Source organism: Xanthobacter sp. SG618, from assembly GCF_012932745.1.
Classification (GTDB): Bacteria; Pseudomonadota; Alphaproteobacteria; order Rhizobiales; family Xanthobacteraceae; genus Xanthobacter; species Xanthobacter flavus.
Map to the genome: position 1 here is coordinate 85,720 of NZ_JABBHL010000008.1, position 13,862 is coordinate 99,581.

General features: G+C 68.3%; 11 protein-coding genes. 6 read left to right on the forward strand and 5 right to left on the reverse strand.

Annotated elements, in window-relative coordinates; all coding sequences use genetic code 11:
- The first annotated feature begins 186 nt into the window (after window positions 1–186).
- A complete protein-coding gene (locus FHT36_RS19775) occupies window positions 187–1,401 on the forward strand; it encodes an NADP-dependent isocitrate dehydrogenase (RefSeq protein WP_169124198.1) in 1,215 nt (404 codons plus the stop codon).
- A gap of 88 nt (window positions 1,402–1,489) precedes the next feature.
- Here FHT36_RS19775 and FHT36_RS19780 read toward each other — a convergent pair whose 3' ends face one another.
- The 5 genes from FHT36_RS19780 to FHT36_RS19800 all read right to left on the reverse strand — a co-directional run bounded on the left by FHT36_RS19780 (window position 1,490) and on the right by FHT36_RS19800 (window position 9,540).
- Complete coding sequence (locus FHT36_RS19780) at window positions 1,490–2,653, reverse strand: cyclic nucleotide-gated ion channel (RefSeq protein WP_169124199.1); 1,164 nt, start codon at window positions 2,651–2,653, stop codon at window positions 1,490–1,492.
- Between the two features lie 7 nt (window positions 2,654–2,660).
- Complete coding sequence (locus FHT36_RS19785; protein WP_169124200.1) at window positions 2,661–4,403, reverse strand: cation:proton antiporter; 1,743 nt, start codon at window positions 4,401–4,403, stop codon at window positions 2,661–2,663.
- A gap of 187 nt (window positions 4,404–4,590) precedes the next feature.
- Window positions 4,591–7,242, reverse strand: coding sequence for an alanine--tRNA ligase (alaS, locus tag FHT36_RS19790; protein WP_169124201.1), 2,652 nt, complete (start codon window positions 7,240–7,242; stop codon window positions 4,591–4,593).
- Window positions 7,243–7,507: 265 nt separating this feature from the next.
- On the reverse strand, window positions 7,508–8,593 hold the full coding sequence (gene recA, locus FHT36_RS19795) for a recombinase RecA (RefSeq protein ID WP_169124202.1): 1,086 nt from the start codon (window positions 8,591–8,593) through the stop codon (window positions 7,508–7,510).
- Window positions 8,594–8,763: 170 nt separating this feature from the next.
- Window positions 8,764–9,540 (reverse strand): SDR family NAD(P)-dependent oxidoreductase, encoded by a 777-nt coding sequence (locus FHT36_RS19800; protein ID WP_169124203.1) that lies wholly within the window; start codon window positions 9,538–9,540, stop codon window positions 8,764–8,766.
- A gap of 191 nt (window positions 9,541–9,731) precedes the next feature.
- On the opposite strand from FHT36_RS19800, the gene FHT36_RS19805 reads away from it, so the two are divergent.
- The 5 genes from FHT36_RS19805 (at window position 9,732) to FHT36_RS19825 (ending at window position 13,832) form a co-directional block, all read left to right on the forward strand.
- Window positions 9,732–10,481: an SDR family NAD(P)-dependent oxidoreductase gene (locus FHT36_RS19805; RefSeq protein ID WP_169124204.1), complete on the forward strand. Its 750-nt coding sequence runs from the start codon at window positions 9,732–9,734 to the stop codon at window positions 10,479–10,481.
- Window positions 10,482–10,598: 117 nt separating this feature from the next.
- A complete protein-coding gene (locus FHT36_RS19810) occupies window positions 10,599–11,447 on the forward strand; it encodes a branched-chain amino acid ABC transporter permease (RefSeq protein ID WP_210257881.1) in 849 nt (282 codons plus the stop codon).
- Window positions 11,444–12,436 carry a branched-chain amino acid ABC transporter permease gene (locus FHT36_RS19815; protein ID WP_169124205.1) on the forward strand — a complete coding sequence of 331 codons (993 nt, stop codon included), beginning with the start codon at window positions 11,444–11,446 and terminating at the stop codon, window positions 12,434–12,436. Before FHT36_RS19810 ends, FHT36_RS19815 begins: the two co-directional genes overlap by 4 nt.
- A complete protein-coding gene (locus FHT36_RS19820) occupies window positions 12,433–13,140 on the forward strand; it encodes an ABC transporter ATP-binding protein (protein ID WP_169124206.1) in 708 nt (235 codons plus the stop codon). Before FHT36_RS19815 ends, FHT36_RS19820 begins: the two co-directional genes overlap by 4 nt.
- A complete protein-coding gene (locus FHT36_RS19825; RefSeq protein WP_169124207.1) occupies window positions 13,137–13,832 on the forward strand; it encodes an ABC transporter ATP-binding protein in 696 nt (231 codons plus the stop codon). The genes FHT36_RS19820 and FHT36_RS19825 overlap by 4 nt, the downstream gene beginning before the upstream one ends.
- Window positions 13,833–13,862: the final 30 nt, after the last annotated feature.

Here is a 13,862-nt window from a genome sequence, read left to right on the forward strand (position 1 = left end):
CGATACCCGGACGAAAGGCGGGCCCCGCGTGGGAAACGATCTCACGGCATTAGCCGGGTTTCCGTCTTGCGCCGCACTGCACCGGTGCTATAGCGGCCCGTGCCGGAGGCCGGTGGCGCCGCAATGCAGCGCCATCGCCTCCCCCGCTTTACCAAGGCTCATTGAGCAGTCGCGAAAGGCCGTCCCATGGCGAAGATCAAGGTGGCAAATCCGGTCGTCGAGCTCGACGGCGACGAGATGACCCGGATCATCTGGCAGTACATCAAGGACAAGCTGATCCACCCCTATCTCGACCTCGACCTCGAATATTACGACCTTTCCGTCGAGAACCGCGACGCCACCAACGATCAGGTCACGATCGCCGCCGCCGAGGCCATCAAGAAGCACGGCGTGGGCGTGAAGTGCGCCACCATCACGCCGGACGAGGCCCGCGTGAAGGAATTCAACCTCAAGGAAATGTGGAAGTCGCCCAACGGCACCATCCGCAACATCCTCGGCGGCGTGATCTTCCGCGAGCCCATCATCTGCAAGAACGTGCCGCGCCTGGTGCCGGGCTGGACCCAGCCCATCGTCGTCGGCCGTCACGCCTTCGGCGACCAGTATCGCGCGACCGACTTCAAGGTGCCCGGCAAGGGCAAGCTGACCATCTCCTTCGTGGGCGAGGACGGCACGAAGATCGACAAGGAAGTCTACAGCTTCCCCGGCGCTGGCGTGGCCATGGCCATGTACAACCTCGACGAGTCGATCCGCGAGTTCGCCCGCGCCTCGCTCAATTACGGCCTGCTGCGCAACTATCCCGTCTACCTCTCCACCAAGAACACGATCCTCAAGGCCTATGACGGCCGCTTCAAGGACATCTTCCAGGAAGTCTACGAGGCCGAGTTCAAGGCCGAGTTCGACAAGCGCGGCCTCACCTACGAGCACCGCCTCATCGACGACATGGTGGCCTCGGCCCTCAAGTGGTCGGGCGGCTATGTGTGGGCCTGCAAGAACTACGACGGCGACGTGCAGTCCGACATCGTGGCCCAGGGCTTCGGCTCGCTCGGCCTGATGACCTCCGTGCTGATGACGCCCGACGGCAAGACCGTGGAGGCGGAAGCCGCCCACGGCACCGTCACCCGCCACTATCGCGAGCACCAGAAGGGCAAGGAGACCTCCACCAACTCCATCGCCTCCATCTTCGCCTGGACCCGCGGCCTCGCCCATCGTGCCAAGCTCGACGGCAACGAGGAACTCGCCAAGTTCGCCGCGACGCTGGAGAAGGTGTGCGTGGACACGGTCGAGGCCGGCGACATGACCAAGGACCTCGCCCTCCTCGTCGGCGCCGACCAGAAGTGGCTCTCCACCACCGGCTTCCTGGACAAGGTGTCGGAGAACCTCACCAAGGCCATGGCGGCCTGAGGCACACGACATTCGGCGGCAACCCAGGCCGCCGCCGCAATCCCGAAGGGGCCGCCATGCGCGGCCCCTTTTCTTTTGGCGGGAGAGGTCAGGCGGCCGGAGCGTCGCCCTCGGGCCTCACGTCCGGATGGAGTTCCGAAAGCCGGCCGATCACGTCTGGATGGCGCAAGGCGAGCATGTACAGCTCGTTTTCCTCGATGGAGAGGATCTTGGTCTTCGCGACCGCCCGCACCGCCACCGGATCGGGCTTCGTGTGACCCGGCAGAAGTCCGAACACCTCGCCCGGCCCCAGCGTGCGGACCCCGTCGGTCCCCTCCATCTCCACCCTGCCCTCCAGCACCACGAACAGGTGCGCCGCCTCCTCGCCCCGCCGCACCACATGATGGCCGCGGTCGAAGCTGCGGGAATGCAGAACCGGCAGGATGTCGCCCAGCACGGGCGCTTCGAGGTCGGAAAAGGGAGGCAGCCGGGCGATCATGGAGAAGGTGACGACGAAATTGTGCTTCGAGATCACCTCGGCAAAGGAGCCGGCGATGATGGCGATGGGCAGCGCCAGCATCATCAGGCCGGAAATCATGGTGATGCCGCCGATCAGCCGGCCGAGATTGGTCACCGGTACCACGTCGCCATAACCCACCGTGGTCAGCGTCGTGATCGCCCACCACATGGCGAGCGGGATGGAGCCGAACTTGTCCGGCTGGACATTGCGCTCCGTGAGATACATGGCGGTGGCCGACATGAGCACGCCGGAGCACAGGATGATGAGGCAGGAGAGCAGCGCATAGCGCTCGCGCTTGATGGCGAGATAAAGCGCGTTGAAGCCGGAGGAATATCGCGCGAGCTTCAGGAAACGCACGAGGCGCAGCACCAGAAGCGCGTGGGGATCGAAATCGGTCGCCAGCGCCACGAACCACGGCAGGATGGCGATGAGGTCGATCAGTGCCGGAACGGTCAAGGCATAGCTGAGGCGCGCGCGGGTGTTCGACATGCTGCGCCTGAGCGGATGCTCCGGCGCCACCCACAGGCGGAAGCCGTATTCCACCGTGAAGATGAGCAGCGCGGTGAATTCGCCGATCTTGAACCACCACGCGTCGCGGATTTCCAGGGATTGCACGGTCGCCAGCACGGCGCCGCTCACCGACAGCAGCACCATTCCGATCAGGAAATAATGGACGAAGTCCGCCGTGCGGTCGCCGGGAAGGTCTCGCTCCAGGATGTCGAACACACGCCGCCGGGCCGATTGCTCCTTCATCTCGTCCTCAAATCCCCTGCCCGCTTTGGCTTCGCGCGCCACCGAGCGCTGTCTCGATGCGGGCCCGGGCGCGCTCGGTGCGCGCCGCCACCACCTCGTCCGGCAGACCGAGCTGCGTCAAGAGGCGCGCGGCGAGCTGCAGGCTCGCCTCCTGCGCCTCCGGTATCACGCCTGACACCCCGAGCGCCGCCAGCCGGTGGGCATGCTCGGCGTCCTTGGCACGGGCGATGATCGCCGCCGACGGCCAGTGCTGGCGGACGGCACCCGCCATGCGCTCGGCCGCGTTGGGCGCATCGAGGGTCACCACGAACACGGTCGCGCGCTCGGCGCCGAGGCGCTCCAGCATCTCCGCACGGCCGGCATCGCCGAAATAGACCGGCAGGCCTTCGACCCGCGCCTCGGCCACGCGGCGGGGATCGTTGTCGAGCGCCACATAGGCGACGCCCTCTTCCTCCAACGCGTCCGCCACCATGCGGCCCACCCGCCCGAAGCCGCCGATGACCACATGGCCCTCCGCGCTGCTCTGCGCCGGCGCGGCGAGGTTGTCGTTGAGGCGGGCATCCAGCGTCCGCCCCAGCCGCCGGCCCAGCCGCGCGAGGAAGGGCGTTGCCGCGAGGCTGAGGCCGACCATGGCGATGAGGACGCCGGCATCGGCCCGCGGCAGCGCGCCGCTCGCCGCCAGAAGCGCCAGCACCACGAGGGCGAATTCCCCGGTCTGCGCCAGCAGCACCGCCGCCTCCGCCGCCGCCGGTGGCGCGACTTTCATCAGGCGGCCGGCGGCATAGGTGAAGACGATCTTCACGGCAAGAATGCAGGCGACGCCGCCCAGCACCCAGCCGAGCCGGGGCAGCACCACGGCGAAATCGACGCTCATGCCCACGGTGACGAAGAACACGCCGATGAGCAGGCCCTTGAACGGCTCGAGATCCACCTCGATCTGGTGGCGGTAGGCCGTCTCCGACAACAGCATGCCGGCGAGAAAGGCGCCGAGCGCGCTGGAGAGCCCCGCCCGATGGGTGACAGCGGCAGAGCCCACCACCACCACCAGCGTGATCGCCATGATGAGATCGCGCGAGCGCGTGGACGCCGCCGCCGCCACCAGAGGCGCCAGCACGAAGCGTCCCGCCACCAGGATCAGCGCGACGGCGCCCACCGCCTTGACGAGCGCAAGGGCGGCCAGCGTCAGCACGTCCGGCGCATTGCCGGTGAGAAGCTCCGCCGCCAGGAGGATGGGCACCACCATCAAGTCCTGAAACAGCAGGACGGCGATGACGAGCTGGCCGAGCGGGGCAAGGGCGCGATGCTGGTCGATGAGCAGCTGGCTCACGACCGCCGTCGATGAAAGGGCGAGCGCCGAGCCCAGCACCAGCGCCACACCCGGCGGGTATCCGACGAGCACCGCCCCTAGCGCCAGCGGGACACCGCAGAACACCACCTGCAGGCAGCCGACGCCGAACACCTCGCGCCGCAGCGCCCACAGGCGTGCGGTGGAGAATTCGAGCCCCAGCAGAAACAGCAGGAAGACGATGCCGAGTTCACCGAACGGCGCCGCCCGTTCGGGACTGGAAATGGTGACGAAGCGCACCAGCGGCAGCGTATCGGCGAGGCGGCCGAGCCCGTGCGGGCCGACGAGCGCTCCCACGGCGATGAAACCCACCACGGCGCCGATGCGGGCGCGGTGGAAGAGCGGCACCAGCACCCCGGCGGCGAGGAGATAGACGAACGCATCCTTGAGGAAGCTGTCGTTCACCGCACCGCCACTCCGCTGCCTTCCGGCGCCCCGACCCCTGTGTGGCAAGAAGGAATGACGCTGCGCAAGGGGCTTACGTCAAATCCGCCCCGAACGCGTCAGATAAAGCGCGCCTGCGCGCTGCCCGGGCCGAACCGGGCGGCCGCAGTGTCACGGACGCCGTCAGGCTGCAAGACCGCCTCGCGGGTCAACCCGCGAGGGCGGCCTCAATGGCGGAGAGGGCCGCGTCGGCCTTGTCGCCGTCGGGTCCGCCGGCCTGGGCCATGTCGGGACGGCCACCGCCGCCCTTGCCGCCCAGCGCCTCGGCGCCCCGCCGCACCAGAGCAACGGCATCCACGCGGGCGGTGAGGTCGGCAGTGACACCCACCACGATGCCCGCCTTGCCGTCGGACGTGACGCCGACGATGGCGACGACGCCCGAGCCGATCTGCTTCTTGCCCTCGTCCACCAGGCCCTTGAGATCCTTGATCTCGATGCCTTCCACCTGGCGCGCCAGGAGCTTGATGTCGCCGACCGTGCGCACGGCGTCGCCCGAGCCCTGGTTGCCGCCCATGGCGAGCTTCTTGCGGGTCTCGGCCAGCTCACGCTCCAGCTTGCGCCGCTCCTCCACGAGGGCGGCGACGCGCGCCTCCACCTCGGCCACCGGCGCCTTGAGCGTGGAGGCGGTGGCGATGAGGGCGGCGCTTGCGCCGTTGAGGTGCTTGCGGGCCGCGCGGGCGGTCAGCGCCTCGATGCGGCGGACGCCGGACGCCACCGCGCCCTCGGAGACCACGGAGATGAGGCCGATGTCGCCGGTGCGCTTCACATGGGTGCCGCCGCACAGCTCCACCGAGTAGGGCGCGCCGTTGCCGTCGTCCGTCCCCATGGACACGACGCGCACCTCCTCGCCATACTTCTCGCCGAACAAAGCGCGGGCGCCGGACTTGATGGCGTCGTCCACCGCGAGGATGCGCGTCTCCACCGGCTCATTGCGCAGCACAAAGCGGTTGGCGATCTCCTCAACCTCCGCCACCTCGGCCTCGCTGAGGGGCTTGGGATGGGAGAAATCGAAGCGCAGGCGGTCGGGGGCGACCAGCGAGCCCTTCTGCGCCACATGCTCGCCGAGCACCCGGCGCAGCGCCTCGTGCAGGAGGTGGGTGGCGGAATGGTTGGCGCGCACGGCGGCGCGGCGATCATGCTCCACCTCCAGCACCAGGGCGGTGCCGGGCTTGAGCGTGCCGCTCTCGACCTTCACATCGTGCAGGAACAGGTCGCCCAGCTTCTTCTGGGTCGCGCGCACCTCCGCGACGATGCCGCCTTCGCCGGTCATGCGGCCGGTGTCGCCCACCTGACCGCCGGATTCGGCATAGAAGGGCGTCTGGTTCAGCACCACGAGACCGGTCTCGCCGGCATTGAGGGCCGCAACCTCGGCGCCGTCACGCACGAGCGCGGTGACCACGCCTTCCGCCTTCTCGGTGTCGTAGCCGAGGAAGTCTGTGGCCCCCACCTTGTCGCGCACCGCGAACCACAGCGTGTCGGTCGCCGCCTCGCCGGAGCCGGCCCAGTTGGCGCGGGCCTCTGCCTTCTGGCGGGCCATGGCGGCGTCGAACGCGTCGGTGTCGACGCTGATGCCGCGGGCGCGCAGGGCGTCCTGGGTCAGATCGAGGGGGAAGCCGTAGGTGTCGTAGAGCTTGAACGCCACCTCACCTGGGAAGCTGGCGCCGGAGACGAGGCCCTGGCTCTCCTCTTCGAGGATGGACAGGCCGCGCTCAAGCGTGCGGCGGAAGCGCGTCTCCTCGAGCAGCAGCGTCTCTTCAGCCAGAGGCTCGGCGCGCACGATCTCGGGATAGGCCCGACCCATCTCGCGCACCAGGATGGGCACGAGGCGATGCATCAGGGGGTCCTTGGCACCGAGCAACTGCGCGTGGCGCATGGCGCGGCGCATGATGCGGCGCAGGACGTAGCCGCGGCCCTCGTTGGAGGGCAGCACGCCATCGGCGGTGAGGAACACCGACGCGCGCAGGTGATCGGCGATCACCCGGTGGCTCGCCTTCTGCGGTCCCTCGGGATCGACGCCGGTGAATTCCGCGACCTCGGCGATGAGGGCGCGCATGAGGTCGGTTTCGTAATTGTCGTGGGTGCCCTGCAGCACCGCCGAGATGCGCTCGAGGCCCATGCCGGTGTCGATGGACGGCCGCGGCAGGCCGACGCGCTCGCCGCCCGGCAGCTGCTCATACTGCATGAACACGAGATTCCAGATCTCGATGAAGCGGTCGCCGTCCTGGTCCGCCGAGCCGGGCGGGCCGCCAAAGATGTGCGGGCCGTGGTCGAAGAAAATTTCCGAGCAGGGGCCGCACGGGCCGGTGTCGCCCATGGACCAGAAATTGTCCGAGGACGCGATGCGGATGATGCGGTCGTCGGAAAGCCCGGCGATCTTCTTCCACAGGCCGTAGGCTTCCTCGTCCTCGCTGTAGACGGTGACGAGCAGGCGGTCCTTCGGCAATTCGAAGGTGCGGGTCACGAGGTTCCAGGCGAGCTCGATCGCGCGGTCCTTGAAATAGTCGCCGAACGAGAAATTGCCGAGCATCTCGAAGAAGGTGTGGTGCCGCGCGGTGTAGCCCACATTGTCGAGGTCGTTGTGCTTGCCGCCGGCCCTGACGCACTTCTGCGACGTCACCGCCCGCGAATAGGGCCGCTTCTCGACGCCGGTGAAGACGTTCTTGAACTGCACCATGCCCGCATTGGTGAACATGAGCGTGGGGTCGTTATGCGGCACGAGGGGCGACGAGGCGACGGCCTCGTGGCCCTCCTTGACGAAGTAGTCGATGAAGCTCGACCGGATCTCGTTGACGCCGCTCATGTGCCGGCACTGTCCCTCGGATGCCGGGCCTTGCGGCCGCCGGCTCTGGTGATCGCTGCGCGCGCCAGCGCCTCGGGCCGAGCTTGGGGCCATCCCTCGGGCGTCGCGCGGTTCCCTCGGCCGACGCGGCCGGCGGAACCGGGTTCGTTTAACGATGGGCCCGCCACTTGTCCAGAAACGCGAGGCAGCAAAGGCAGAGCGGGCGAAGCCTTCCCGGCACCGCCCGCTCTAAAAGGCTGTCAGGACCACGTCCGGGGCTGACGCATCACGCGTCGGCTTCCGACCCCTCGGCGTCCTCCTCCGGATCGCCGGCGAGAATCTTCTCGGCGATGAGGCCGGCATTCTGGCGGATGGCCGCCTCGATGCGCGCCGCCACCTCCGTGTTCTGCTTCAGGAAGGTCTTGGCATTCTCGCGGCCCTGGCCGAGGCGCTGGCTGTCGTGGGAGAACCAAGCACCGGACTTCTCCACCACGCCGGCCTTGACGCCGAGATCGAGCAACTCGCCGGTCTTGGAGACGCCCTCGCCGTACATGATGTCGAACTCGACCTGCTTGAACGGCGGCGCCAGCTTGTTCTTCACCACCTTCACGCGGGTCTGGTTGCCCACCACCTCGTCGCGCTCCTTGATGGCGCCGATGCGGCGGATGTCGAGGCGGATCGAGGCGTAGAACTTCAGCGCGTTGCCGCCCGTGGTGGTCTCCGGCGAGCCATACATCACGCCGATCTTCATCCGGATCTGGTTGATGAAGATGACCATGGTGTTGGACTTGGAGATGGAGGCGGTGAGCTTGCGTAGCGCCTGGCTCATGAGCCGCGCCTGCAGGCCGGGCTGGTTGTCGCCCATCTCGCCATCGAGCTCGGCCCGGGGGGTCAGGGCGGCAACCGAATCCACCACCAGCACGTCGACGGCGCCGGAGCGCACCAGCGTGTCGGCGATCTCCAGCGCCTGCTCGCCGGCGTCGGGCTGGGAGATCAGCAGGTCGTCGAGGTTCACGCCCAGCTTGCGGGCATAGATCGGGTCCAGCGCATGCTCGGCGTCAATGAAGGCGCAGGTGCCGCCGCGCTTCTGGGATTCGGCGATGGTGTGAAGCGCGAGCGTGGTCTTGCCCGACGATTCGGGGCCGTAGATCTCCACGACGCGCCCCTTGGGCAGGCCGCCGATGCCCAGCGCGATATCGAGTCCCAGCGAGCCGGTGGGAATGCTCTCGATCTCCAAGGCCTTGCCGCCCTTGCCGAGCCGCATGATGGAGCCTTTGCCGAAATGCCGTTCGATCTGCGAGAGCGCGGCATCCAGCGCCTTGGTCTTGTCCATGGAAGAACCTTCGACGAGTCGGAGTGTTGCCTGAGTCATCGCCGCGCTCCGGTGCCGGTGCAAGGGGAATTAAGAACGTAGCGGTTGTACCCCTTTTGTTCTCAGTTCGCAATATGTTCTCTTTTGTCCACAGTGTGTGGATAACATTTGGTATATCGGGGCGCCTTCGAGCTGCTGCCGGGGCCCATCGAGGCCCCGGCCCGCTCCCCTCAGTAAATGCCGGTCTCCACCGCCACGCGCCGATAGCCGGCGCCGGCCGTGAAGCCGCCGTCGATCACGAAGTCCTCGCCGGTGATGAAGGCGGAGCGATCCGAGGCGAGGAACAGCACCAGTTCGGCGATCTCCTCCGGCGTGCCGCTGCGGCCCATGGGCGTCATCCCGATCATCGGCTGGAGATGCGGGCTCGCGGCGTTGAGGGCCGTCACCACAAGGCCGGGGCACACGGCGTTCACGCGGATGCCGCGCGCGGCATATTCCATGGCGGCACTGCGGGTGAGGCCGCGCAGGCCCCATTTGCTCGCCGTGTAGGCCGGATCGTAATGCCCGGAAAAGGCGCTGTTCGACGAGATGTTGACGATGCTGCCGCCGCCGGTCTCCTCTATCAGCGGCACCGAGGCCCGGATGCCGAGGAAGGCGCCGGTGAGGTTGACCTTGAGCACGCGCTCCCACGCATCCGGCTCCGTGGCCGAGACGGTGCTGCGATTGATGATGCCGGCATTGTTGATGAGGATATCGAGCCGCCCCTTCCAATCCCGCGCCGCCTCGATGGTCTGAGACCAGTCGGCCGGGTTGGTTACGTCGAGCGTGCGGAAGCGGGCTTCGATGCCCTGGTCGGCGAGTTCCGCCACGAACGCCTCGCCCTCGGGTGCGAGCACGTCGCAGACCAGCACCGCCGCGCCCTCGATGCCCAGACGCCGCGCTTCCGCCGCCCCCTGCCCCCGCGCGCCCCCGGTGACGAGGGCGACGCGCCCCTCCAGTTCCTTCATGCGTTTCTCCCCGACTTTTCTGTTCGGGCCCCGCCGGCCGTCTGCTCCTTGAGCCCTATCGCAGCCGCCGGAAAGCCCCTTGCCACAGAATTTAGAATAAACTAAAAATCGCATAATACGAGATTAATCGTCACTCAACGATCTCCGGACTCGACATGCTCGCAGAACCGGGACGCGGGGGAGGGAAAACAATGATGCAAGGAAAGGTCGCCCTCATCACGGGGGCAGGCATCGGGATTGGCCGTTGCGCGGCGGAGCTGTTCGCCCGCCATGGCGGGCGCATCGTCGTCGCCGAGATCAACGAAGAGGCCGGGCGGGAAACGGCGGCGCGCATTCATGCCGCCGGCGGTGATGCGCTGTTCGTGCGGACCGACGTGACCGATGCGGCGAGCGTCGAGGCGGCGGTGGCGACCGGCGTCGCGCACTATGGCCGTCTTGACGTCATCTACAACAACGCCGGGGGCTCGACGACCCGCGACAGCGATCTCACCCGCGCGCCGGACGACGAGTTCTGGCGGGCGATGACGCTCGATCTGCACGGCACCTGGCTGGTCAGCCGCTTCGGCATTCCCGAGCTCGTCAAGGCCGGCGGCGGCGCGGTGGTGAATGCGGCGTCCGTGGTGGCCCTCATGGGCTGGCCGGGCAAGGATGCCTACACCGCCGCCAAGGGTGCGGTGGCGGCGCTCACCCGCTCCATGGCGGTGGAATATGCGCCCCACAACATCCGCGTGAACGCGGTGGCGCCGGGCGTCACCCGCACGCCAAGGGTGGTGGCGCAGCTGGAACAGCTGGAGACCACGCAGCGGCTCACCGCCGCCCACCTGCTGGGCATGGTGGAGCCGGAGCATGTGGCACAGGCGGCGCTCTTTCTCGCGTCCGAGGCGTCCGGCCGAACCACCGGGCATGTGCTGCCCGTGGACAGCGGCCTCTCCATCTCCTGATCCATCCCAACATCCTCGTCGCGCACGCAGACGGCCGAGCGCCGTCCTGCGGCGCGCGGGTGTGATCCCCACCGCAGGGATCAGGACCTCAGCCACCCGCCCTACAGGAGGGGTCTGTTGATCATCCATATCCTCAACGGCTTCGTTTACGGGGGCCTGCTCTATCTGGTCGCCATCGGGCTGGTGCTCATCTTCGGGCTCCGGCAGGTGGTGAACTTCGCCCACGGCAGCCTCTTCATGCTGGGCGCCTATGTGGGCTATGCGGCCACCGCGATTGCCGGCTTCTGGGCGGGCGTGGTGGTGGCAACGCTGGTGCTCGCCATCCTCGGCCTGCTCCTTGACCGCGCGGTGTTCCGCCCGCTGCAGGACCAGGACCCCATCGTCACCCTGCTCGTCACCTTCGGTCTCCTTCTGGTGATCGAGGATCTCGTGCGCACGGTCTGGGGCAAGGACACGCTCACCATCGCCATGCCGGACCTGCTCAGCGGCACGCTGCGCATCGCGGGCGAGGACTTTCCGGTCTACCGCCTGTTCGTCATCCTGGTCGCGGCGGGCATGGGCGCGGGGCTCACCTTGTGGCTGAAGCGCAGCCGCATCGGCCTTTACGTGCGGGCCTTCGCCTCCGATCCCCTCACCACCGGCACGCAGGGTGTGGACACCGAGCGCGTGAGCGCCGCCGTGGTCGCGCTGGGCGCGGGATTTGCGGGGCTCGCGGGCATCATCGCAGGGCCGCTCCTCGCCCTCTCGCCGGCCATGGGCGGGGCGATCCTCATCGAGAGCTTCATCGTGGTGGTGGTGGGCGGATTCGGCAGCTTCTCCGGCGCGTTCGTGGCGGCCCTCGTGATCGGCCAGCTCCAGAACCTCGGCATCGTCTTCATCCCCTCCTTCTCCACCATGATCCCCTTCCTGCTCATGATGCTCATTCTGCTGTGGCGCCCCCTCGGCCTCACCGGGAGGGCGGCATGACGAGCCCTGCCACGCTCACGGCCACCGCCCCGACGCGGCCGGCGCGCGCGCCGGGCAGTGTCCTCGCCCTCATCGTGCTGGGGGCCGGATGCCTGCTGCCCTTCGCCGGCGCCTCGCCGCTTCTCCTGTCGCTGCTGGTGCAAGCCATCATCGGCGCCATGCTGGCGACCGGAGTAGGCTTCCTGGTGCGGCAGAACGGCATGGTCAGCTTCGGCCACGCCTTGTTCTTCGGCCTCGGCGGCTATGTGCTCGGCGTGCCCCTGGCGCATGGGTTGCTGCCGCCGGAAATGGCGGTGCTGCTGGCGCTGCTGGTGCCGGCGCTGCTGGCCTTCCTGCTCGGCCTCGTCATCACGCGCATTCCCGGCGTGGCCTTCTCCATGCTTAGCCTCGCCTGCGCGCAGACCTTCTACGAGGTGGTGCTGAAGGTGCGCACGCTGGCCAATGGCGACGACGGCATGTCCGTGACCTTCCCGGCCCGCCTGTTCGGGCTCGACGTGGGCCTGCTGCAGGATCCGCGCTCCATGTACCTCATCTGCTGGGCGCTGCTGGCGGCCGTTCTCGTCGGGCTGTGGCTGTTCACCCGCTCGCCCTATGGCCTGCTGACGCTGGCCATCCGCTCCAACGAGGAGCGGGCGCGCTTCATCGGCTACGAGACCGTGGTGCCGCGTGCGGCCGTCTATGCGCTGTCCGCAGGCGTAGCGGGCCTCGCGGGGGTGCTTGCCACCTTCTACAACGGCTTCATCTCTCCCGACATGATGCACTGGACCCTCTCCGGCTCGGCGCTGGTCATGGCCGTCATCGGCGGCACGCGGGCCGTGTGGGGGCCGGCGCTGGGCGCGGTGGTGTTCTTCTTCTTCAAGGAGATCGTCGGCGACGCCACCGAGCACTGGCCGGCGGTGATCGGCATCACCCTCATCGTGGTCACCCTGTGCGCGCCGGCCGGCCTCAGCGGGCTGCTTGCGCGCCTCTTCGCGCGGAGGGCGGCATGACACTCCCGGCTATCGAGGGACGCGCCCTCTCCCGCACCTATGGCGGGTTCCGCGCGCTGGACGGCGTGGACCTGAAGGTAGCGCGCGGCGAGGTGCGCGGTATCATCGGCCCCAACGGAGCGGGGAAATCCACGCTCATGGACGTGCTCACCGGCCGCGCGGCCACCCGTGGCGGCACGGTGCTGCTGGGCGGGCGGGACATCAGCGCGCTGGCGCCCCGCGCCCGCCAGCGCGCCGGCCTCGCCCGCTCCTTCCAGAAGACCAACGTCTTCCTCGATCTCACCGTCGGCGAGCAGATCCGCCTCGCCGGCCGCTGCGCGACGCTCGACAACGGCGAGGAGGTGCTGGTGGCGCTGGGCCTCGCCGAGATCGCCCACCGTCCCGCGGCCTACATCTCCTATGGCGACCGGCGCCGTCTCGATCTCGCCTTGGCGCTGGTGGGGCGTCCGAAGGTGCTTCTGCTCGACGAGCCGGCGGCCGGCCTCACGGTGGAGGAATCCCTCGCCATGGCCGAACTGCTGCAGGATCTCGCCCGGCGCTGGCACGTCACGGTGCTGCTGGTGGAGCACGACATGGAGGTGGTGTTCGGCATCTGCGACCGCATCACCGTGCTCCATCTCGGCCGCCTTCTCGCCGAGGGCACCCCGGCCGAAATCCGGTCCGATCCACGGGTCATCTCCGCCTATCTGGGGACTGCTGCATGACCTTGCTGAGCTTCGAGGCCGTGGATGCCTTCTACGGGCGCGCCCAGGTGCTCAGGGGCGTGAGCCTCGCCATCGGCAAGGGCGAGCGCGTGGGGCTGCTCGGACGCAACGGCGTCGGCAAAACCACGGTGGTCAATGCCCTGCAGGGCATCGCCCAGGTCGGCCGCGGGGTGGTGGTGATGGCCGGGCAGCCGGCGCCGCGCATCCGCCACTACAGCGCCGCCCGGGCCGGCATCTCGGTGGTGCCGCAGGGCCGGCGGATCATCCCCGCGCTCAGCGTGCGGGAGAACCTACTGCTCGGCGCCGCCGTCGCCCGTCCCGGTCCCTGGACCCTGGCCCGCGTCTTCGAGCTGTTCCCGGTGCTGAAGGAGCGCCAGCACACGCCCGGCACGGCCCTCAGCGGCGGCCAGCAGCAGATGCTCGCCATCGGCCGCGCCCTGATGGCCAACCCCGACCTCCTCGTGCTGGACGAGCCGTCCGAGGGGCTGGCGCCGGTGATCGTGGATGAGCTCGCCGAGGTCTTCGTGCGCCTCGCCGACGAGGGCACGAGCCTGCTCCTCATCGAGCAGCACATCAGCCTCATCCGTCGCGTGGTGGAAAGATACCACATCATGTCCAAGGGGATGATCGTCGACAGCGGGCCGCTGGCCCAGCTGACGACGGAAAAGCTCAAGCAACACGTCGCCGTTTGAAGGCGTGAACAAGGGTGGAACTGCCAATGG